The 22,699-nt window shown below is 46.7% G+C and carries 18 protein-coding genes; 10 read left to right on the top strand and 8 right to left on the bottom strand.

The window, feature by feature from the left end; translation table 11 throughout:
- Positions 1-203: 203 nt before the first annotated feature.
- Positions 204-2,399 carry an NADP-dependent isocitrate dehydrogenase gene (locus WB308_RS04490; protein ID WP_424189425.1) on the bottom strand — a complete coding sequence of 732 codons (2,196 nt, stop codon included), beginning with the start codon at positions 2,397-2,399 and terminating at the stop codon, positions 204-206.
- A gap of 100 nt (positions 2,400-2,499) precedes the next feature.
- On the bottom strand, positions 2,500-3,375 hold the full coding sequence (gene mltG, locus WB308_RS04485; protein ID WP_424189423.1) for an endolytic transglycosylase MltG: 876 nt from the start codon (positions 3,373-3,375) through the stop codon (positions 2,500-2,502).
- Here mltG and WB308_RS04480 point away from each other — a divergent pair.
- Complete coding sequence (locus WB308_RS04480; protein ID WP_424189421.1) at positions 3,374-6,550, top strand: AsmA-like C-terminal domain-containing protein; 3,177 nt, start codon at positions 3,374-3,376, stop codon at positions 6,548-6,550. The genes mltG and WB308_RS04480 overlap by 2 nt on opposite strands.
- 107 nt (positions 6,551-6,657) lie before the next feature.
- Here WB308_RS04480 and WB308_RS04475 read toward each other — a convergent pair whose 3' ends face one another.
- Entirely contained in the window at positions 6,658-7,854 is a 1,197-nt protein-coding gene (locus WB308_RS04475) for an ABC transporter permease (protein ID WP_424189419.1), read from the bottom strand.
- Entirely contained in the window at positions 7,851-10,418 is a 2,568-nt protein-coding gene (gene secA / locus WB308_RS04470; RefSeq protein ID WP_424189417.1) for a preprotein translocase subunit SecA, read from the bottom strand. Before secA ends, WB308_RS04475 begins: the two co-directional genes overlap by 4 nt.
- 118 nt (positions 10,419-10,536) lie before the next feature.
- On the opposite strand from secA, the gene lolA reads away from it, so the two are divergent.
- Positions 10,537-11,055 (top strand): LolA-like outer membrane lipoprotein chaperone, encoded by a 519-nt coding sequence (lolA, locus tag WB308_RS04465; RefSeq protein ID WP_424189415.1) that lies wholly within the window; start codon positions 10,537-10,539, stop codon positions 11,053-11,055.
- A 3-nt stretch (positions 11,056-11,058) separates the two neighbouring features.
- Here the strand turns inward: lolA and WB308_RS04460 are convergent, their stop codons facing one another.
- Entirely contained in the window at positions 11,059-11,973 is a 915-nt protein-coding gene (locus WB308_RS04460; protein ID WP_424189413.1) for a cation diffusion facilitator family transporter, read from the bottom strand.
- A 107-nt stretch (positions 11,974-12,080) separates the two neighbouring features.
- Between WB308_RS04460 and WB308_RS04455 the strand changes: the two genes are divergently transcribed.
- The gene (locus tag WB308_RS04455) at positions 12,081-12,866 is read left to right on the top strand and encodes a hypothetical protein (RefSeq protein WP_424189411.1); all 786 of its coding nucleotides are present in this window, start codon (positions 12,081-12,083) and stop codon (positions 12,864-12,866) included.
- Here the strand turns inward: WB308_RS04455 and WB308_RS04450 are convergent.
- Complete coding sequence (locus tag WB308_RS04450; RefSeq protein ID WP_424189409.1) at positions 12,863-14,116, bottom strand: arsenic transporter; 1,254 nt, start codon at positions 14,114-14,116, stop codon at positions 12,863-12,865. The genes WB308_RS04455 and WB308_RS04450 overlap by 4 nt on opposite strands.
- Positions 14,117-14,295: 179 nt before the next feature.
- Here WB308_RS04450 and WB308_RS04445 point away from each other — a divergent pair, with 179 nt between their 5' ends.
- The 7 genes from WB308_RS04445 (at position 14,296) to WB308_RS04415 (ending at position 17,853) form a co-directional block, all read left to right on the top strand.
- The gene (locus WB308_RS04445; protein WP_424189407.1) at positions 14,296-14,754 is read left to right on the top strand and encodes an ArsI/CadI family heavy metal resistance metalloenzyme; all 459 of its coding nucleotides are present in this window, start codon (positions 14,296-14,298) and stop codon (positions 14,752-14,754) included.
- A gap of 8 nt (positions 14,755-14,762) precedes the next feature.
- Entirely contained in the window at positions 14,763-15,086 is a 324-nt protein-coding gene (locus WB308_RS04440; RefSeq protein WP_424189405.1) for an ArsR/SmtB family transcription factor, read from the top strand.
- Positions 15,083-15,487, top strand: a complete 405-nt coding sequence (locus tag WB308_RS04435; protein WP_424189403.1) for an arsenate reductase ArsC — start codon at positions 15,083-15,085, stop codon at positions 15,485-15,487. Before WB308_RS04440 ends, WB308_RS04435 begins: the two co-directional genes overlap by 4 nt.
- 2 nt (positions 15,488-15,489) lie before the next feature.
- Positions 15,490-16,440 (top strand): permease, encoded by a 951-nt coding sequence (locus WB308_RS04430; RefSeq protein WP_424189401.1) that lies wholly within the window; start codon positions 15,490-15,492, stop codon positions 16,438-16,440.
- A gap of 94 nt (positions 16,441-16,534) precedes the next feature.
- The gene (locus WB308_RS04425; protein WP_424189399.1) at positions 16,535-16,771 is read left to right on the top strand and encodes a thioredoxin family protein; all 237 of its coding nucleotides are present in this window, start codon (positions 16,535-16,537) and stop codon (positions 16,769-16,771) included.
- Positions 16,771-17,475 (top strand): cytochrome c biogenesis CcdA family protein, encoded by a 705-nt coding sequence (locus tag WB308_RS04420; RefSeq protein WP_424189397.1) that lies wholly within the window; start codon positions 16,771-16,773, stop codon positions 17,473-17,475. Before WB308_RS04425 ends, WB308_RS04420 begins: the two co-directional genes overlap by 1 nt.
- Positions 17,476-17,484: 9 nt before the next feature.
- The gene (locus tag WB308_RS04415; RefSeq protein WP_424189395.1) at positions 17,485-17,853 is read left to right on the top strand and encodes a thioredoxin family protein; all 369 of its coding nucleotides are present in this window, start codon (positions 17,485-17,487) and stop codon (positions 17,851-17,853) included.
- 112 nt (positions 17,854-17,965) lie between these two features.
- Here the strand turns inward: WB308_RS04415 and WB308_RS04410 are convergent, their stop codons facing one another.
- Together WB308_RS04410 and nifJ are read right to left on the bottom strand one after the other, a co-directional pair.
- Complete coding sequence (locus tag WB308_RS04410; protein WP_424189393.1) at positions 17,966-18,961, bottom strand: dihydroorotate dehydrogenase-like protein; 996 nt, start codon at positions 18,959-18,961, stop codon at positions 17,966-17,968.
- Between the two features lie 2 nt (positions 18,962-18,963).
- Entirely contained in the window at positions 18,964-22,527 is a 3,564-nt protein-coding gene (nifJ, locus tag WB308_RS04405) for a pyruvate:ferredoxin (flavodoxin) oxidoreductase (RefSeq protein WP_424189391.1), read from the bottom strand.
- Positions 22,528-22,699: the final 172 nt, after the last annotated feature.

Below are 22,699 nucleotides of genomic sequence, written 5' to 3'. Positions count from 1 at the left end.
AAGCATACACGTTGAGAGGACAATAAAAAGACGAGGTCATCGTCTTTTATCTATAGAGCAACTCTACAGATAAAAAACGAATTTTATAACTCTGCCTCGAAGAGGCAAGCGTTTGCTAGCGCTTTGCTAAGCTTTCCGCTTCGCTACATGTGCCATAGCGGCAAGCGTAGCCAAAGGGATCTATTCCTTTGGCGTTCTAATCATTAAATCGATGCGATAATCGCGTTAAGTGTAGCACTTGGACGCATTGCCGCCGTAGCTTTTGCATTGTCCGGGTGGAAGTATCCACCGATATCTTGAGGTTTCCCTTCAACAGCAAGAAGCTCTTCCATAATTTTAGCTTCATTTTCGCTAAGCGACGCAGCAACCGGAGCAAAACGAGCTGCAAGCTCTGCATCAGCTGTTTGCTCAGCAAGCGCTTTTGCCCAGTATTGTGCCAAAAAGAAGTGGCTCGCTTTGTTATCAGGCTCACCCGCTTTACGTGAAGGCTCTTTGTTGTTATCCAAATAGGCCGCGTTTGCAACATCCAGAGCCGCTGTAAGAGCGCTCAATTTGTTGTCTTTTTTCGTTTTATTGATGTGACGTAGTGACTCAGCAAGAGCCAAGAACTCACCCAATGAATCCCAACGAAGGTGACCCTCGTTTACGAATTGCTCAACGTGCTTAGGAGCCGATCCGCCCGCACCTGTTTCAAACAATCCCCCACCTGCAAGAAGAGGAACGATTGAGAGCATTTTAGCTGACGTTCCAAGCTCAAGGATTGGGAACAAGTCAGTCAAGTAGTCACGAAGAACGTTACCCGTTGCAGAGATGGTGTTTTGACCCGCACGTACACGTTTCAAAGAAAATGCCATCGCTTTTTCTGGTGCCAAGATATGATACTCAATTCCTGCTTTGTTGAATTCAGGAAGATATTCGTTCACTTTTTTGATGATTTCAGCATCATGTGCACGGTTTTCATCCAACCAAAATACTACCGGAACGTTTTCGATCTCTGCACGCTCAACCGCAAGACGTACCCAGTCTTTGATCGGGATATCTTTCGCACGAGACATACGCCAGATATCACCTTTCTCAACATTGAAAGTCATCAATACACCGCTGTCATCCGTTACCGTAACAACACCGTCTTCAGCAATTTCAAAAGTTGTAGGGTGAGAGCCGTACTCTTCGGCTTTTTGAGCCATCAAACCGACGTTAGAGACTGAGCCCATAGTGGTTACATCGAATTGACCGTTTTTCTTACAATCTTCGATGATTTCAGAGTACATAGTAGCGTAACAGCGATCCGGAATCGTCACTACACACTGCTCTACTTTTCCTGCCGGATTCCACATTTTACCGCCGTCACGTACAACAACCGGCAATGATGCATCGATAATCACGTCATTTGACGCGTGTAGGTTAGTGATCCCTTTATCGGAATCAACCATAGCCATTGCCGGTTGAGTCGGATACACTGCCATAATAGCCGCTTCGATCTCCGCTTTTTTATCTGCAGGAAGTTTTGCCAATTTTTTGTACAAATCACCAAGACCAAGATTCGGGTTAACACCGATCTCTTTGAAATCTGCCGCATATTTTTCAAATACGTCTTTGAAGAATACGCCAACAGCGTGACCGAACATAATAGGATCGGATACTTTCATCATGGTCGCTTTGAGGTGGATCGACCAAAGAATATTTTTCTCTTTTGCTTCGGCAATCGATTCCGCCAAGAACGCACGAAGTGCTTTAGCGCTCATGAAAGTACCGTCTAGAACTTCTTTATCAACCGCATTGATCTCTTTCAATACGTTCCCGTTTAGTGCGATTGTTACTTTACCGTCACCTTTTTTAGTGATAGATTGCTCATTAGCGAAGAAATCACCGCTGTTCATGTGAGCTACACGGGTTTTTGAACCTTCATCCCATGCACGAAGTTTATGAGGATTTTTCTTTGCAAAGTTTTTAACGGCTACCGCTGCACGACGATCCGAGTTACCTTCACGAAGAACCGGATTAACCGCAGAACCGAGACAGGTTGCGTAACGTGCAAAAATCTCTTTTTCTTCATCTGTTTTAGGCTCTTCCGGATAATTTGGAAGATCATAACCTTGACCTTGAAGCTCTTCAATACACGCTTTAAGCTGTGGGATTGAAGCGGAGATATTTGGAAGTTTAATGATGTTACCATCGGGTTGTGTTGCGATAACGCCCAATTCTGCAAGATTATCGGGAATACGCTGAGCGTCTGTCATTCTTTCCGGGAAAGTTGCAATAACACGACCTGCAAGTGAAATATCACTTGTTACGACTTCTACGCCTGCTGCTTGTGTGAATGCATTTACGATTGGAAGTAGCGAGTATGTCGCTAATGCCGGAGCTTCATCAATTACTGACCAAATGATTTTTGCCATCAGGTTCTCCTGTTATTTTTTTTATGAAAGCATGATAACACTTAGTTTGGCGTTTTTGTTATTTGGCTCCCTAAAGCGGATAAAAAGTTCTCAATATGTTTCATTTTGTAGCATTTACTATGTTTTTGCGGTGTGTAGAAAAGTAACTACTGTAAATATGCTCCCCATTTTTACCTCGAACGAAATAAAGGTAATCGGTACGCTTCGGATGGATAGCGGCTTCTATTGCATCTTTGGAGACATTACAAACGGGGTACAGCGGCAAACCTTTGTTTTTATACGTATTATAGGGGGTTCTATCGGTTCGGATTCTCTTGGCCGTTACTTTTTGATGGGAGTATTCACCGTAATTCAAAGTCCCATCCATCTGAAGACGCATCCCTTTTTTGATCCGATTATCAATGACGGAACTGACAAACGGCATATCCGATACCGAAGAAGCCTCTTTTTGAATAACCGATGCTTTTGTTACAATTTGTAACCATTTCTCTTTACTAAACGGCTGCTTATACTCATCGGCCCAGCTTCTCATCTTTTTATCCGATTCGTTTAAAAGGTGAACGATCAATTCTTTTTCACTGATTTTATTCGGAATACTGTACGTGTCAGGGACAAAACTCCCCTCCTTAAACGGAGCATGCTGTGCATAGGCATCTTGAAGCGCTTTCCTATCAAGTGAGAGTTCATCACTCAGCTGACGTAAAAAAACAACCGTTGTCTCTCCCGGAATCAGGGTAATCTGGCGTGTTGCTGCTTTCGCCGTCGTCAGTTTGTAAAGATACTCGATACGGCTCATTTTCTCTTCTTTAAGATCGATCCACCCTTGCTGAGGCTGTCCGAGCAGGCGTAGGATAAAAGCATCAATCGTATGGACATTTACCCCCTCCTCTTGGAGGTGTGCTATACTTTTAAAGACGGAACCTTGCGGTATGTAGACGATTTTTGGGGATGTGACAGTAGAAAATAGGTAGGTCATGAAAGAGACACTCATCACCAATATTATCCCGAAAACCCATAGATACATTCTTTTTGGTTTGATTTTTACTTTTTTTCTAGGTTTTTTCACGTTTATCGCTTTATTAGAAGGTATTAAGATCGATCATTTGACGTTCAAGGGCGTCATAATCGAGAAATTATATCTCAAATGGGAAAATTCATTCCTTATCAAAGCCTCAAAAATAGATTTAAGCGCCCTGAAAACGGATAATCTTCCCGTTACCTTAAAACCTTTAGGAAAGCTTCCCCCTTTTATACGCAATCTGCAGCGCTGGGTGAAGCAGATCGATATTAATACTATTCAATATGATAACATTACCGCTTCTCTCCACTATCGCGAAAACCTCCCTGGACAAATACGTCTGAGGAGTGGAACGGAGACCTGTAACGGTACTTTTACCCTTAATGAAGAGACGTTTGACTTATCGTTGCCGCAATGTACCATCAAGAATGCTCTTCTTAACGGAAAATTAACGGTACATCTTGCGCAACAGCGTTTGTTTATCAATGCGCAAATGAATTTTCCCCAAACCCCTACCCTGTTCATCCGAGCATCAGGGGATACCGATACTCTTAGTTTTGATATCCATGCCGACCGACCTTTTACCACCATCCAGCCGATCGTTGAATTTTTCGATCTTGACTCCGACGTCCAACCGTGGATTACCCAATACGCAAAAGCCTCTTTCGTCACGCTTCACCGTTTAAAAGGGAAATTCCATTATGATAATCCCGAAGAGCTGCTCACAGCCCTGCGTGCCGATGCAACCGTCACCAACGCTGAGTATACCTTTGCACAGGGATATATGCCCATCATTGCCCCTCAAGTCGATCTCACCTTTGTCCGCGGAAAACTCCACATTCTCCCCATCAATGGAACTTTTTATAAACTTCCGACCGAACAAAGCCGTCTCTCAATCGATTTTACAACGCCGCATACCCTGTTGGATATCCATATTCAAACACGTCACGCCATGCTCAATGATCCTATCTTGTCCCTATTACGTTTTTATGACATTACGATTCCCATCAAACAAACGGCCGGAGTCTGCGATGTCAATCTGGATCTCACCGTTAACCTGCATACCTTGGATACAACAGCAAAAGGGGTATTTCGACCTTCCGTATCAGAGCTTTTACTTGAGAAAATTCCACTGCGTTCGGAAGGGGGAATCGTTACGCTCGATAATGCCCGCGTCCGTTTCGATCATTTTACGGCCCATTACAATAATATTGCCCATGCCCGTGTCCAAGGGGAATATGATGCCGCGTCCGGTCACGGTTTTGTATCCATCAATGCCTATGAAGTTACCCCTTTGGCCAACAAAAAGCATTTAAGACTAGTGGATTCGCGCGAACCGCTCCGCGTTAACTATATCATTTCACCCAAAGGGGACACACTCAATGTCATGCCGTCTGAATGGTATGTATCGGGTGAAAAACTGCGCATTGAAGCATTTCAGGCTCCTTATGATTATCACAACGCCTCCAGCGCCGCGGCATCTGTCCCCTTTAGCATCTCCGAAACCATCCACGGGAAGATCAATGCCGTGTTTAACGGGGCCAAACAACAAACCGACCTTCAAATCGAACTCAAAGATTTTAAATTGGGAGAACTACAGCTCACTCATGCCCCGTTTACAATCGATATTCATTACGACAATAACCGTTCAACGCTGCAGAGCAATACCGCTTCAGCATGGAGTATCCATCAGCTCCCCCTTCTCCTCTCCCCTTTTCGTGCAACCTTACGAGGTGATGAAATCACCTTTGAGGACATTGAAACACTTTTAGGAGATCTCCTCAAAGCTAAACTCACCGGAAACTTTTCTCTGGAGACGCTCAAAGGATCGATTCGTCTCGATGATATGGTTCCCCTTAGCCCGAAACTATCGCCCCTTGTCGACGCCCAAGAGTCACTTCAGCTGAAAGTCGATGCTTCCGAGGATGAAATTGTTTTGGATGCCCCGGTACTCAAATCCCATTTTACGACCATTCCGGACGGATGGAAAATTTCACTGGATGACATTGCTCTGCTCTCCAAACACTCTCCGATCCTGCGGCGATACCATGTGGAGAACGGCAATCTCAATCTTTTCTATACTCCGAAAAACGGACGCTATACCTACAGCGGTGTCATCGAATATCCTTATTCGCTGATGATGATCAATGAAAAGCCGATCAACCACTATCATTTTAGCGGCACCTACCAAGAAGGCCATTCCAATATTCGGGTCAACAACCGTCTCGTCATCAACCGTTCCAATGATCAGATCGACGTCAATGCTAAAAATATCGGTATCAACGTTCCCCAACTCTTTCACTTCCTCTCCGCGCATCAAGAGACGAAAGAGAGCACGGGAAAAGAGGAGAGGGATAGATATCCCATACGTATCCATATATTCAACACCTATCTTTACCTGATGAAAGGTCGGAAAATCGTCGCTGATCGTATGGAAGCGACCTTGAACGATTACGACTTGGATGCCTCGCTGTACCACATGGGGGGATCAGCAGATCTCAAAATACGCAACGGCCTTTTTTTCATTGACGGAAACGGATTCAATGACAAATTTATGGATCATCTCTTTGCCATGAGCGATTTCAGCGGAGGGAAGTTTTCTTTTCAAGCCAAAGGGGAAGCCGATACATTTGATGGGATCATGCGGGTCGAAAATACGATACTCAAAGACTACAAATTTCTCAATAACGTCCTGGCCTTTGTCAATACCGTCCCCTCTTTGGCGACGTTCTCACTCCCAAATTACAATACCCAGGGACTTCCGGTCAAAGAAGGCTATGCTCATTTTTCTTACAATAAAGGATTGGTGAACGTCGATAACTTCACCCTAAACTCACCGGAAATCAAAATACTCGGAGAGGGGCGTGCCGATCTAAAATCACAAACTCTAGAGGGTACCCTCACCCTCAAAACCGATCTCGGTTCAGCACTCGGAAAAGTACCGATGGTGGGATATATCCTCTTTGGTGATGACGGATCTATTTCCACTACCCTTACCCTCAGCGGTAAAATCGATGACCCCAAAGTAAAGACAGCGATTGCAGAAGAGATCGTTACCGCACCCTTCAACATTCTCAAGCGAACGTTGGTTTATCCGTTTTTGTGGATGATACCGGATGAGAAAAAAAAGTAGATACCGAACTAGCTCCCACTCTCCTGAGTGGGAGTGTATAGTGTCAGACTCCGTTCCCACTTGAAAAGTGGGAACGAGAGATGGTAATTCAAGCTGGTAGATAATCGCTATTCGTTCCGTAAAACAGTCAGTACATCCACTTCAGAGGCTTTTTTCGCCGGATACCATGCGGAAAGCAATACGATTACAAAGGCTCCGATAATAATCGAGAAGAAATCGATCACACTCAGATCAAGCGGCAGTGTCGAGGTGGGATAGACGTCGGCTGGGAGGGAGATGATCTCAAAGGTTCCTAGGACCCACATCCCCAAAAAGCCCAATATCGCCCCCGTCGTAATCCCCAAAATACCGATCACAATTCCGAGGATCAAAAAGATTTTTTTAACCTCTTGCTTCGACGCTCCCAGAGAGATCAGGAGGGCGATTTCGCTGCGGCGGTTCATCACCGTCATCAGCAGTGAGGAGATGATATTGATAGCGGCAATGAGGATAATGAGCATCAGGACGATAAAGAGCGACATTTTCTCCATCTTCAACGCGGCAAAAAAGTTGCCGTTGTCTTCCCACCATCCGCGGATCGATACCGTATTGGGCAAAACGGCCGCGATACGGGAGATATCGGCTTCGGGATTCGGGGTGTGGATATGGATGCCGTCATAAAGATTTTCAGGAATTCCCAAAATACGCTGAAGCGATGCGATCGAAGTGTACGAGAACCCTTTGTCATACGCACTGAGCCCCGAGTTGAACGTCGAAACCACTTCGAAGCGTTTGATTTTCGGAGTGAGGGCTAATCCCCCCGGTTCCATTTGGGTAAAAATATAGGTAAGTTTATCCCCCTCTTTGAGGAGGAACTGTTCTTTGAGCGTTTGTCCCACCATAACCTCAAATTTATCCGGTGTTCCCTCTTGCAGCCCTTCTGCCACAATGCGGTTCACTTTTGCTTCTTGGGCAAAATCGACACCGAAGAGATATCCCCCCTCCATCTGATCCCCGCTGCGGGACAATACGGCCGAGGTGACGTAAGGGCTGAAGGCGAGATCGGGGAAGCGGGTGCGAAGATTTTCGAGTAATGTCGTATCGACCGTACCGAAAAATTTGGGTTGAATGGTGAGGGGATAATTCATCACGGTAAGCTTTTTCTTGAACTCGTTGTCAAAACCGTTCATGAGGGCCATCGCGATGATAAGAACCATCACTCCCAGCGCGATTCCGGAGAATGCGAGGAGTGCGGAGAGGAAGATAAAAGGCTGCTCTTTGTCAAAGCGCAAAAATCGTTTGACAAGGTAGGAGACGATATTCAAGAGGCAAATACCCCTTTTTTTGGTCCTGACTTGCCGCAGCAGTTTTTGTATTTGAGGCCGCTTCCACAAGGACAATCATCATTCCGTGCAATTTTTTTCTCTTCACCTTCATGCTCTTGATGATTCAGGCTCATACGGAAAGCCTCCTGTTTTTTCTCCAATTCCATTTGGCGGGCGAATGCTTCGGCTTCTTCTTCCGCACTTTCGACTTTGAAACGGATCACATGAAGGGTTTTTATCGTATCGTATTTGATTGTCTCGACCAGTTCGCTAAAGAGGTTGTAACTCTCTTTTTTGTACTCGACCAAAGGATCTTTTTGGTTGTACGCACGCAGACGGATACCTGTTTTCATGCTGTCCATTTGGTAAAGGTGTTCTCTCCATGCAGTATCAAGTGTTTTGAGATAAATCTCCCGCTCGATTTCGCTGCGGAGTTTATCATCCACTACCGACATTTTTTCGTCATATTCAGCTTTAAGGGCATTCAGAAGAGAGGTTCGGATAGATTCTACATGCATATCGGTGAAAATGGAACGATCCACCTCGGCATTCATCTCCTCTTGGAGAGTCAATACCAAACGCTCAAGATCAATCTCTTCCTCGGGAATCCCCTCAAAAATACCGCAGAATGCCAACGTACGATCGACATAGTCACTGCGGATAAGATCGATTTTATCGGCGATATGAAATTCAGGATCGAGTAGTTCGCCGCGGAATTTATATACGATCTTACGCTGTTCGTTGGCGACATCATCGTATTCAACGATGTGTTTACGCCCTTCGAAGTGCATGTTTTCTACTTTTTTCTGTGCTTTCTCGACCGCACGGGTTACCATCGCCGATTCGATGTATTCGCCGTCTTCTACGCCCAGACGCTCCATGATCGATTTAATCTTGTCAGAGCCGAAAATACGGAGAAGGTTGTCTTCGAGTGAAAGGTAAAACTGGCTTGTCCCCGGATCACCCTGACGTCCCGCACGGCCGCGAAGCTGGTTATCGATACGGCGGTTTTCATGACGCTCGGTTCCGAGGATATAAAGACCTCCGAGGGCTTTGATCTCATCGCTCACTTTGATATCGACCCCGCGCCCGGCCATGTTGGTTGCGATGGTTACCGCCCCTTTTTCACCCGCGTTTTTAATGATCTCAGACTCTTGCGTATGATTTTTCGCATTCAAAACCGTATGCGGTATTTTTTCGGCTTTGATCAGAAGATGGAGTTTTTCCGATTTTTCAATCGATGCGGTACCGATCAGGATCGGCTGACCTTTGGCATGAAGTTCTTTTACTTTTATAATAACGGCGGCGAATTTCTCCGCTTCAGTTTTATAAATCAAGTCATTCAAATCTTGACGGATCACCGGGACATTGGTCGGAATCGAAATAACGTCGAGATTGTAAATCTGGGCAAACTCGGTCGCCTCGGTTTGTGCCGTACCGGTCATACCGCCGATTTTGTCGTACATACGAAAATAGTTTTGGTAGGTGATGTCGGCGAGGGTTTGGGTCTCTTCTTTGATAATGACCCCCTCTTTGGCTTCCAATGCCTGGTGGAGTCCCTCAGAATAACGGCGCCCCTCGCTGAGGCGTCCGGTAAACTCGTCAACGATAACGATTTGTCCCTCTTGGATCACGTAATCGACATCGGCTTCAAAAATATAGTTCGCTTTCAACGCTTGGTCGAGGTGGTGAGAGAGTGCCGAGTTTTCGATGCTGTAAATATTGCCAACGCCGAAAAGCTCTTCCGCACGTTCGATCCCCTCTTCGGTAATAAGGATGAGACGGTCTTTTTCATCGATTGTAAAGTGTTCCTCTTTGACGAGGGCTTTGGCTACCGCATCGGCACGGGTATAGTTTTCCAGCGTGCGGTTTGTAGGCCCGGATATAATGAGCGGCGTCCTAGCTTCATCGATCAAAATCGAGTCGACCTCATCGACGATAACGTACGAATGGCCGCGCTGAACCATGTGCTCTTTACTGTAGGTCATATTGTCACGGAGGTAATCAAATCCGAATTCATTGTTCGTACCGTAGGTAATATCGCAGCCGTATTGTTCACGCTTGGATGCCGGGTTATAGCCGCTTTCAACCAATATCCCCGTGCTGTATCCCAAAAATGCGTAGAGTTCGGACATTTGTGTGCCGTCACGGCTTGCGAGGTAGTCATTGACCGTAACGACATGTACTCCGCGGCCCAACATCGCATTCAACACGACCGGCAATGTCGCAACGAGGGTTTTCCCCTCCCCTGTTTTCATCTCGGCGATGCGCCCCTCATGAAGAACCATCCCTCCAATGAGCTGAACGTCAAAATGACGCATTCCTAAAACACGTTTACTCGCCTCACGCGTAATAGCAAACGAATCAACCAAAACATCATCCAAGGATTTACTGCCGCTGAGGACCGATTCTTTGAGTCCTTGGAACGCACTTTGGAGCTCTTCATCGCTCATGGCGCTAAAATAAGATTCTCGGGCGTTAATCGCCGCAACATTTTTACGATATTTTTTGACTTCTCGATCGTTTTTAGTACCGAAAATTTTCCCGACAAGCGATTGGAGCATTAAAAACCTTCATTATGAACAGTATTGAAAAAGTCACTGATTTTAGCATACGAAATCTATTGTTTGGATTAATAGGCATAGGGTACAATGTCATAATCACACTATTCAAGGATTTTATGTGCGTTTTTTACCACTTCTTTTTGCCCTGACGCTTACCCTTGCGGCTTCCCCCAAAGAGATCAACTCTTTCAACAGCAAATTTGTACAGACGATCATTGACGACAATGGAAAGAAAATCGTTTATACCGGCGAACTTTGGGCAACCAAGCCTCAAAATGCCCTCTGGGTCTATTATAAACCGGTCCAAAAAAGTGTTTACATCAGCGCACAAAAAATCACTGTCATCGAGCCCGTGATCGAACAGGTCACTCTTCGCAGCCTTGATGATGAGATCGATTTTTTACAGATTATCCAAAAAGCCAAAAAAATCGACAATGACAAATACAGTGCTACGGTAAAAGGACAAACCTACAGCGTCACTTTTAAAAATGATCTCCTCAGCTCTATCGGCTACACCGACGGATTTGACAACCGTGTGACGATCCTCTTTAGCAATCCGACGCAGAACAAACCGATTGAATCGGGTAAATTCAAACCGGTCATCCCGGAAGATTTCGACGTGATTCGAGATCGCTGATTTTTAATGATGCTCACATCTCTCTAAGACTCTTTCCCGACCGTTTTTACCCGTCTCACACTGAAAGGTCGTATGATTGATACCGATCTCTTCGAGGGCATGGGTCAGATCATGGAGTACCGTATTCGCCGCACTCAACGTCAAATCCTCATAAAAGTTGAGCCGTGCTTCCAAAAATACCGTCTCGTCGTCCAACTGCCATAAATGGATATGATGAATGCTCTCTATTGCCTCAAAACCCTTCACTTTTTCGACAATGGCATCGAGCGAAATATGCGCCGGCGAAAACTGCATCAGCATGCGGGTAGATTCGCGAACGATCCCGAACGATGATCGGATAAGGTAAAAGGAGATCAGTAACGACAATAGCGGATCAATCCAGTACCATCCGTAAAAGTAGATCATCACACCGCCTGCCAATACGGCAAACGACGTCATCAGATCCCCCATCAGATGCAGATACGCGGAGCGGATATTAAGATTATGATCCGCATCACGGTGCAGAAGCCATGCCGAGAGACCGTTTACCACGATACCCAATCCCGCCAACGCCATAACCCATGTTGATTCCACCTCGTGAGGTGTGATAAAACGCTGGAGCGATTCCAGGATCAAATACACGGAAACCGCGATCAAGACCGACGCGTTAAAGAGGGCCGCAAGGATTTCAGCCCGTTTAAATCCGAAGGTTTGGCGGATATTTTGGGGACGGTGAGAAAGGCGGTGTGCGTAATAGCTGATGATAAGACTCATCACATCGCTAAAGTTATGGAGGGCATCACTTAGCAATGCTAAAGATCCGGATACAAGCCCCCCGATAAACTGCGCGGCCGTTATAATGAGGTTGAGGATAACGCTGAAGAGAAGTTTTCCTCCGCTGATCGAATGATCATGGTGATGATGATGGTGATGTTCCAAAATTTTTTCCTCAATTAGGATAATGACGTTTTATCATAGAGAAACTTACATCTATACCTCCGTACACATTTTATGGTGTACAATATAAAAAAATAAAGGGAGACAGAATGCGTATTCATCCACTTTTATCTTTCCCGCTTTCACTGGCGATCGGGACATCTGTTTATGCCTCATCTTACTCATTGTCAATCAGTGCGGATACGACACAGTTTGATTATGCCGAAACCGAATTGGGTCAATTACTCGATACCGAAACGAATGATTTCGGCGACATCGGCGGTTTTACCCTCTCTCTTGAGCCCGGTTATCAAGGATTTTATCTCACAACAAGCTACAGCAGCGGAAATACAGACTACATCGGCGGAACGGATGTCGATCCCACCTATGGTTCATTTCGGACAACGACCCAAAACACTATTCTTGACTACAGTGCCGGGTTCAAATCCATTACCGTCCTGGATCAATACGGAGAGTTAGAGATGCCGTTTAAACTGGGATTAGGCTATCGTGAATGGCAACGAAACATTCTGGGTACCTATGACGTCTCAGGCGTTAATGAAACGTACGATTGGGGATACGTCGATATCGGCATCGGTTTGCATTTTGCCATTTCACCCACTGCGATGTTAGGGGTCGATGCCAGCTATCAACAAGCCTTCAATGCCCAAATGTACGAAAACCTGCACGGCGATACCTTTGCGCTCAATAATGTGTACGGATACAAAATCACGGTTCCCCTTGAGGTTGCCTTGAGCGACTCACTGAACCTCTTTTTTCACTACAACTATGAATACTGGAATATCGGCGCTTCCAACGTAGTTGACGGATGGTACGAACCCGACAGCGAAACGAAAAATAAGACCCTCTCTGCCGGATTGAAATTCTGGTTTTAAAGTAACCCTACCAACGCCACCAACAACACCGGTGGCGTAATCACCAGCCCTACTTTCATGTATTCGCCCCACCCGATATTGACCCCTTTTTGCGCCAAAACATGAAGCCATAGCAAGGTCGCTAACGATCCAATCGGAGTCATTTTAGGCCCGAGATTACATCCAATGATGTTGGCGTACGCCAATGCACTGTTTCCCGCTTCGGCAATCGCGATATCCATCACCATGATGGTCGGCATGTTGTTCATCACCGAGCTGAGGATGGCGGAGAGAAAACCCGTGCCGATGATGGCATACACATTTCCCATACTCTGAAGTTCACTAATAATGCCTGCAAGATAGGTCGTAAGACCGCCGTTTTTAAGGCCGTAGACGACGACGTAGAGTCCGATACTGAACCACACCACCTGCCACGGTGCCGCTTTGATCGTCATGATCGGTTTCGTCGCTTTGAAATAAGTCGCAATGGCGAGAAATACCAAAGCACCGCCGAGGGCAAATACTGAGATGGGGAGATGGTACGCATCTCCGATAAAATACCCAACCATGAGTAATCCCAAGAACCACCAGCTGAGGCGGAACATCGTCATGTTTTTGATAGCCGATTCGGGTGATGCTAAATTTTCGACATCAATATGGGTCGGAATATCTTTGCGAAAAAACAACCACAATACGACGATGGAGGCGATAATGCTGAGAAGGTTGGGGAGGAACATCGTCCGTGCGTATTCCCAAAAACCTATTTGAAAGTATCCCGCCGTCACGATGTTGGTAAGGTTGGAGATGACGAGCGGATTTGAGGCGCTATCGCCGATAAATCCCCCCGCCATTAAAAACGCGAACATCGCGACGGGATTGAGCTTGAGATATTTCATCTTGGCCAAAATGATCGGGGTGAGGATCAACGCCGCCCCGTCATTGGCGAAAAATGCCGCTACCAATGCACCGAGGATCATCATATAAACAAACATCAGATGGCCGTTTCCGCCTGAGAGTCGAACCATTTTCAGTGCCGACCACTCGAAAAAGCCGATCTCATCGAGAACCATCGAGAGGAGAATGATCCCGATAAATGCTAACGTCGCATCCCAGACGATTGAGGTAACCGTCCATACATCAGCGAGTGTGACGACACCGAGCACTACTGCCGTAATGGCACCGACGACAGCCGTCGTCCCGATCTGCAACCCTCGCGGCTGCCATATAATCAATACCAAGGTCACTAAAAAAATTGCACTAGCTAAAAGCATAGTCTCCCTTTTCTGTCATCCTCGGGCTTGACCCGGGGATCCATCCCCATATATTAATAAAGCTGGATTCCCGCCTTCACGGGAATGACGATTTTGTAATGAGCATTGTATCATAATATCAACATATCTTGATATATTATTTTTATTTTGCTACACTTTCACAAAACCAAGGAGTCCTTATGAAACGTTTACATCTTCATATCAGCGTCAATGACCTCGAAAAAAACCGTCAATTTTACACCACATTGTTTGGAAGTGAACCGACAAAAGTCAAAGAGGATTACATCCAATGGCTCCTCGATGATCCCTATATCAATTTCGCCATCTCAACAGGCCGTGCAACAACCGGACTGAACCATTTAGGATTGCAAGTTGAAAGCGATGAAGCGCTTGAAGCAATCGAACAGCGTCTTATTGCCGGCAATATCATGGGAGAGAAACAAGAGGTAGCGCAGTGCTGTTATGCTTCAAGCAAAAAATACTGGGTTGAAGATCCGCAAAACATCATCTGGGAAAACTACCATACCATGGAACAAATCGAAGTATTCGGCGGCGACAGTTTTACCGGCGGTGTCGGATGCTGTACCCCAAGTTTTTCACAAAACGGAAAATGGTCAACCGGCGGCAGCTGTAACTAAGGTCATCTATGGAAATATTTTTACAAACCGTATCCGCGCTGAATGACGAAACGCGTATCAGGCTTTTGGCATTTTTGAATCAATACGGACCGCTGTGCGTCTGTGATTTGCAGGAAAGTTTCGGGATGATCCAGTCGCGTTTGTCACGTCATCTGAAAATCCTCAAAGATGCCGGATTTTTACGGGTTGATCGTCAGGGCACCTGGGCCTATTATTCCATCCGTTCCCCACAGGATCGTTTTCGAAGTGAAGCCCTCATGGAAATCACTATGTTGGGAATTGAACTTCCCCCACTCATCAAACCATCGCAAACTGGAGAATGTAAAATATGAAAAATGTGTTAATCCTCTGTACCGGCAACAGCTGCCGCTCGATCATGGGTGAAGCCCTTATTAATGCCAAAATGGGAGATTGCGTGTATGCGCAAAGCTCCGGTGTCAAAGCCAGCGGAAAAGTAAACCCGAATGCTCAAGCACTTCTCGAAGAGAAAGGGTACTGGAGAGAAGAATACCATTCTAAAGTGATCGACACGGTGATCGATACCCCGTTTGACCTCGTCGTTACCGTCTGCGATCATGCTCACGAGACCTGCCCGATGTTTCCAAAAGCGGTGAAAACGATCCATGTGGCATTCGAAGACCCGAGCGGTAAAGAAGTCGAAGAGTACGCTAAGACATTGGCACTTATCGAAGAAACACTTTTGCCGATCATCAAATCCGAATTGTGTGACTGATCATGTGGCAGGAGAGCGTCAACGTCCTCGTCTATGAGTGGCTGAAAATGCCTGAAGGGGATAAACTCTCGGATGCCCTCAACTTTTTTATCTATGATACAGTAAAAATTCTCTTTCTCCTTACCACGATTATTTACGCGGTTACGCTTCTGCGTTCGTACTTCTCCACCGAAAAAGTACGGGAATATCTCAGTCGTCGACATGAATATACGGGAAATGTCCTCGCCGCACTGTTTGGAATTATCACTCCGTTTTGCTCGTGTTCGGCAATTCCCCTCTTTTTAGGTTTTTTACAGGCACGGATACCGCTTGGGGTGACGTTTAGCTATCTCATCTCTGCACCGCTGAACAATGAGATTGCGATTGCGATGCTGCTGTCCATGTTCGGATGGAAAGTGGCGGCGCTGTATGTCGGATTCGGTCTTCTCGTCGCTATTATCGGCGGAATCATCATCGGACGGCTCGGACTGGAAAAAGAGATCCTCATTGAAGTCAAACCGATTGAGGGGGAGATTCGTGCCGAAAATCAGGTGATAGCGTTTAAAACACGTCTGAGTGACGCATGGGATTACACCTTCGATATCCTCCGTAAAATCTGGCTCTATGTTTTGATCGGTGTCGGTGCAGGTGCCTTTATCCACGGCTACGTGCCGACTGAGTTTATCACCACTGTCGCGGGGGCGGACAATCCTTTTGCCGTCCCAGTCGCGACATTGCTGGGGATACCGATGTACTCCAATGCGGCGGGTGTCATGCCGCTCATCGAAGTGCTAACTTCCAAAGGGATGCTGATGGGGACGGCATTGTCGTTTATGATGGCGATCACCGCACTCTCCCTCCCCGAAGCGATGATTCTCAAGCGGGTGATGAGCCTCAAACTCATCGCCATCTTTTTCGGTACGGTGACACTGGGTATAATCGGTGTCGGGTATCTGTTTAACGCACTATTATGAGAACGCTGACGGAGTAAAACCCCCTCAGCTACGCTGGCCGCTATGGCACTGAAGCTTGCCTCTACCGAGGCAGAAATATATCATTGGAGATAATATGAAAATTGAAATTTTAGGAACAGGGTGTTCCAAATGCAAAGCCCTCGAAGAGGCAACGAAACAAGCGGTGGCACAGAGTGGCCAATTTGCCCAGATCGAAAAAGTGGAAGACATTATGAAGATTATGGAATACAATGTCATGAGTACCCCTGGGCTTGTCATCGACGGGAAAGTAGTCAGTACCGGAAAACTACTCAGTGTTAATGAGATCGTTGAGCTGATTAAAGCACACTGATGGAAAGCTTCCTTTTAGGGTTGCTCGAATTGCATGGGGCATGGGTCTTTACCGGAGCGTTTAGTATCGGAGCACTCACCTCTCTCGCCCCCTGTTCCATCGTCTCCGTTCCCTTGTTGGTGGGGAGCGCACTGGGGATGAGTTCGCACCTCTCTCCCCGTGAACGGGTACACTTTACCTATATCTTCGCTTCGCTGTTTGCGCTGGGTGTGGCGGTGAGTTTCTCCATCCTCGCTTATATGGTGGCAAAAATGGGATACTTTTTCTCGATTGCACCGCTGGAAGCGTATATCGCAGGGGGGATTGCCGCTATCGCAATCGCTCTGTATTCATTGGGATACTTACCCGAAGTGATCGATAAATCGCGCTGGATGAGTCGGCTTATCACGCTGCGCTATGTGGGGGCATATCTGATCGGGATGCTCTTCGGGCTCGTCTCCACGCCGTGTGCCTCTGCTCCTTTGGTAGCCATTATCACCGTTGCTGCCAATGCTCCTGATTGGTATGCCGCTTCCCTTGTCCTCACCTTCGCGCTGGGACATTCATTATTATTGTTGGCGGCGGGGGTATCGATCGGATTTGCCCAAAGGGTTGCTTCCAGCTCAAAAATAGCATTTATCACCGGATGGATGACAAAACTTTTTTCTTTTGTCCTCATCGCCATCGGATTCTATTTTTTCACCTTAGCGTATCAACAACTCTAAAGGATCAGCATGTTTAAATTTATTTCTTTGGTTGCACTGTGTGCATCACTCTATTCCGCCGAATTACAACCGCGCCCTTATGCACTTGTCAAACAAGAGATCGGTAAAGGTCAAGTCGTCATGGTCGAAGCCGGTTCGACGATGTGCAGTGCGTGCAAAGAGATGGGAGAACTGCTCTATTCCGAGATGAAGATCAACCCCAAACGCAAAATCTATTTCGTCAACGTCGGCGAAGAGCGTGATGCCGCCAGAGCCATGAAAGTCCAAATGATCCCGACGCAGATCGTGTACGATAAAAACGGTAAAGAGATCGACCGTCATATCGGCGGATTTACCACTGAGGGTCTTAAACGGTTTTTAGCGAAACACAAGATTTAGGCAAAGCGATAAAACCGATTTTATTATCCTTATGACTTACTCTTTCTTTGCAAGGAGAAAGTATTGATTCCTATCTCAAACGATTCGCCTCTTTCTCCCCTTCGACATCAGGTTAACGATGATAATGCTGCAATGCGTACATGTAAGAGTTTCGTTCATACGCCGAGGGATTATCCGTGTGGGAAAGCGAGATGCTCCCTTTCATCTGGAGAATTGATTCGTATTCATGCTTCTCCATCCACTCTCTAATATTAACTAATATCTTTTTGATTTCACTTTCACCCTTTATGAGCAATACCGATGCCAATGCCGCCGCATCCGCTCCGCTCATCACACACTTAAGGACATCTGTACCGCTGTGAATGCCGGTATTGGCACAAATCGAGCATGAGAGTTTTCGGTAGAGAATCGCGCACCACCGAAGTGTTTCACTCACGTTTGCAGAGGTCGTAATATTGGCTTTGCGCAAGGGACTTAGCAATTCCAGATCGATATCGACCCGAGTCGGATTGTCAAAAATACTCAATCCCTTTGCTCCCGCATCAACGAATCGCTTCGCCATATTGGCAGGATTTGAGAAATAGGGATTCATTTTGATGTTCAGCGGTATGGAAATATGCTGTGCCACCATTGAAACGGTATCGATGTACATCCGCTCCACCTCGTCCCCTCTCATATCTATTGAGGTAGGGATATAGGTTATATTGAGTTCCAGCGCATCGGCACCGGCTTCTTGCAGTTTGGTCGCATAGTTGACCCATCCTCCGGCCGAAACGCCGTTGAGGCTGGCAATCACCGGGATTTGGACAGCCGCTTTCACGCGGCGGATCTCTTCGAGGTAATGATCAGCCTGCAGGTTCCCAAAATCAACTTCACTCGGGAGATAGGTGATTGCTTCGGCGTTAGAATCGCTGTGAAGATGCAAAAAATGGTCTATTTGATCTATCTCGTGGTTAATTTCCTCTTCAAAAAGGGAGTGCATGATGACCGCAGAAATGCCGTTATCCTCCAATTTTTTAATGCTGTCCAAAGAAGCCGTTAGCGGCGAAGCACTGGCAATCAGGGGATTTTGGAGTTTGAAACCTAAAAAATCGGTAGAAATATCCATTATTAAACCTCCGTATGTGGTTGATAGTATGCATGCAGATTTTGATAGCGTTCATAAAGTGACTCCGCCGTATGCGCCGCTGTCTTGAGAAAGTTCTCCGCCGAAACAGCATTCATTTTTTCGACCATTTTGAACCTCGTTTCACGGTACATAAAATCTTTCACATCGATTTTAGGCCCCTTGTAATCAAGGGTCATCGGATTTTCCCCCGCTTTGATTTTATCAGGATTAAATCTAAATATCGGCCACAAGCCACTGTCAACAGCCCGTTTTTGCTGATCAAACCCATAACGCAGATCATAGCCGTGTGCAACACAATGGGCATAAGCGATAATGATGGATGGGCCGTCATACCGTTCAGCTTCCATAAATGCTTTGAGGGTTGCGTTATCGTTGGCGCCCATCGAGACTTTGGCAACATAGACATTTTCATAATTGATGGCCATCGCGGCGAGATCTTTAGGGAGCCCCGCTTTGCCTCCGGCAGCAAATTTCGCCACCGCGCCGGTAAACGTCGCCTTGGATTGCTGCCCTCCGGTGTTGGAATAAACCTGCGTGTCGAGGACGAGGATGTTGACATTTTTGCCGCTGGCGAGTACATGATCAAGTCCGCCGTAACCGATATCGTAGGCCCATCCGTCCCCCCCGATAATCCATACTGATTTTTTAACCAGATAGTCACTCACCTCAATCAACGTTTTTGCTTCGCTGTTTGGCAATTTACCCAAAGCTTCTTTGAGTTTTTCAACCCTTTCTCGCTGTGCATCTATCTGCGCCTCTTCGTGCTGATCTGCCGTCATAATCTCTTCGACCAATTGCGGATCGAGAGAGTGTTTCAACGTAGAAAGGAGCTCTTTGGCATGCATCTCATGCGCATCGATCGCAAGACGAAATCCAAGTCCGAATTCAGCATTGTCCTCAAACAGGGAATTCGACCATGCAGGTCCTCTCCCCTCTGCGTTTTTACGCCATGGTGTCGTCGGGAGATTCCCGCCGTAAATCGAGCTGCACCCAGTCGCATTGGCAATCACCATCCGGTCTCCAAAAAGCTGCGAAGCGAGTTTGATATAAGGGGTCTCTCCGCATCCGGGGCACGCACCGCTGAATTCAAACAGCGGTTCCAAAAATTGCGACTCTTTGAGATTATCGTGCTCCAGGCTCTTACGGTCCATTTTAGGAAGCGAGAGAAAAAAGTCCCACTGGGCCATCCCGCTCTCGCGAAGCGGAAGCTGCGGCATCATATTGATCGCTTTGAGTGAGGTTTGGGATTTGTTTTTAGCAGGACATACCTCGACGCACAGGGCGCATCCCGTACAATCTTCAACGGCAACGGAAATGGCAAAGTGGTCGTTATCACCGAAACTTTTCCCTTTTGCCGGTTTGGAGCTGAACCCTTCGGGGGCTCCTTGCAGATAGGAGAGATCAAAAATGGTAGAACGGATCACCGAATGGGGGCAGGCTGCAACACATTTATTGCACTGAATGCAGGTGTCCGGGTCCCAAAGCGGAACCTCATGGGCGATGTTGCGTTTCTCATATTGGGTCGTCCCCGTCGGCCAGGTACCATCATCCGGCATTTGTGAGACCCGGATTTGATCCCCTTTGAACGCGGCGATTTTTCCGATCACCTCGGACACGAATGGATTCATCTCCCCTTTCAGGCTAGCCACGAGCTCACGCTCACTGTTTACAGCTGCCGGCACGTCGATTTTATAAAGATGTTCAAGCGTCGCATCTACGGCGGCATAGTTCATCTGAACAATCACATCCCCCTTGGAACCGTAAGTTTTCTGGATGGAGGCTTTGATTTTTTCTATGGCTTCCTCTTTGTCCAGAATACCGCTAATCGCGAAAAAGCACGTCTGCATCACCGTATTGATCCGACGTCCCATGTTTGAAGCCTGAGCTACGCGATACGCATCGATGGCATAAAATTCTATTTTCTTCTCAATCATTTGCACCTGCGTCGTTCTGGGGAGCCTATCCCATACTTCTTCTTTCGGATAGGGGGTGTTGAGTAAAAAGATCGCTCCGGGCTTGGCGATTTCTAGTAAATCAAGTTTTTCGAGAAAAACAGCCTGATGCACCGCGACAAAATCGGCTTTTTGAATCAGGTAGCTCGATTTTATCGGTTCACGTCCGAATCGAAGATGCGATATCGTCATCGAACCTGATTTTTTCGAATCGTAAACAAAATACCCTTGGGCATAATACTCCGTTTCGGTCCCGATGATTTTGATCGTATTTTTGTTGGCTCCGACCGTACCGTCGGAGCCGAGCCCGTAAAAGACGGCTTGAAACTGATTAGGGTTTTCCAAAACGAAATCATGGTCGTAGGTCAGTGACGTAAACGTCACATCATCATCAATCCCGATCGTAAAGTGGTTTTTCGGAGCGGTTTTGCCGAGTTCTTCAAAAACCGCGGCGATCATCGCCGGAGTGAACTCTTTAGAAGAGAGGCCATACCGGCCCCCGATGACACCGGGCATCTCAAAAGGAAGTTCATTTCGATATTCGAAAAGTGTTGTCAGCACGTCGTGATACAGCGGTTCGCCCAAACTGCCGGGCTCTTTGGTGCGGTCCAATACCGCGATCGCTTTGACCGATGCCGGAAGTGCCGCAACAAAAGACTCTTTAGCAAACGGCAATGCCAGACGCACTTTGAGAACCCCTACCCTTTTCCCCTGTGCATTCAGATACCGGACACTCTCTTCCACCGCTTCGGCACCTGAACCCATCAAAACAATCACACGCTCCGCATTTTCCGCACCGACATACTCAAAAAGGCGGTAATTTCTTCCGCTTAGGCGTCCAAAATGGTCCATTTCCCCTTGCAATATGGAAGGGAGAAGCTGATAGTAACGGTTTACGCTCTCACGTCCTTGAAAGTAGACATCGGGGTTTTGCGACGTACCCCGTAAAACAGGGTGATCAGGGGTTAATCCCCGATTCCGATGGGCGGTGATCAGATCGGCATCCATCATTGCAATGAGAATATCATCGCTAAGCTTCTCAATTCGATTCACCTCGTGCGACGTTCTAAAACCGTCAAAAAAATGTACGAACGGTATGCGTGAACGCAGCGTCGCCGCTTGGGAGATTAAGGCAAAATCGTGTGCTTCCTGTACAGAATTGGATGCAAGCAGTGCAAAACCTGTCTGCCGAATTCCCATGACGTCCTGATGATCTCCGAAAATCGAGAGGCCCTGAGCGGCAAGTGAGCGGGAAGCGACGTGGAATACCGTTGCATTGAGTTCCCCGGCTATTTTGTACATATTCGGGATCATCAGCAATAAACCTTGTGATGCGGTAAAGGTTGTCGTCAATGCACCGCTTTGAAGCGAGCCGTGTACCGTACCGCTGGCTCCCCCTTCACTTTGCATCTCAAACACTTCAGGGACCGTGCCGAAGATGTTTTTTTGCCCCTTGGCACTGTATAGATCACTAAACTCCCCCATTGCTGAGGAGGGGGTGATGGGGTAGATAGCGATCACTTCGTTGATTTTATGGGCGACAAGGGCAACGGCTTCGTTTCCGTCGACGGTAATGGTTGTAGATTGATGCATAGTGACATTTCCTCACTTTTTAAAACTGTTTACATGAAAAATACTATTGTACAACAAACCTTTTACAAGAGATGAAAAAGAATCCGAAATACGAACAATTGTAATCTCCTCTCTACGTTAATCCGTTATTTTTAGAATCAATCATCAGCCTGATCCCCCTCTTTTTTACGTT

The organism is Sulfuricurvum sp. (assembly GCF_049587615.1).
In the GTDB taxonomy this organism is placed as follows: Bacteria; Campylobacterota; Campylobacteria; order Campylobacterales; family Sulfurimonadaceae; genus Sulfuricurvum.
Note: the sequence above shows the minus strand (reverse complement) of the source record. Positions and strands in the feature narration are given on the sequence as shown.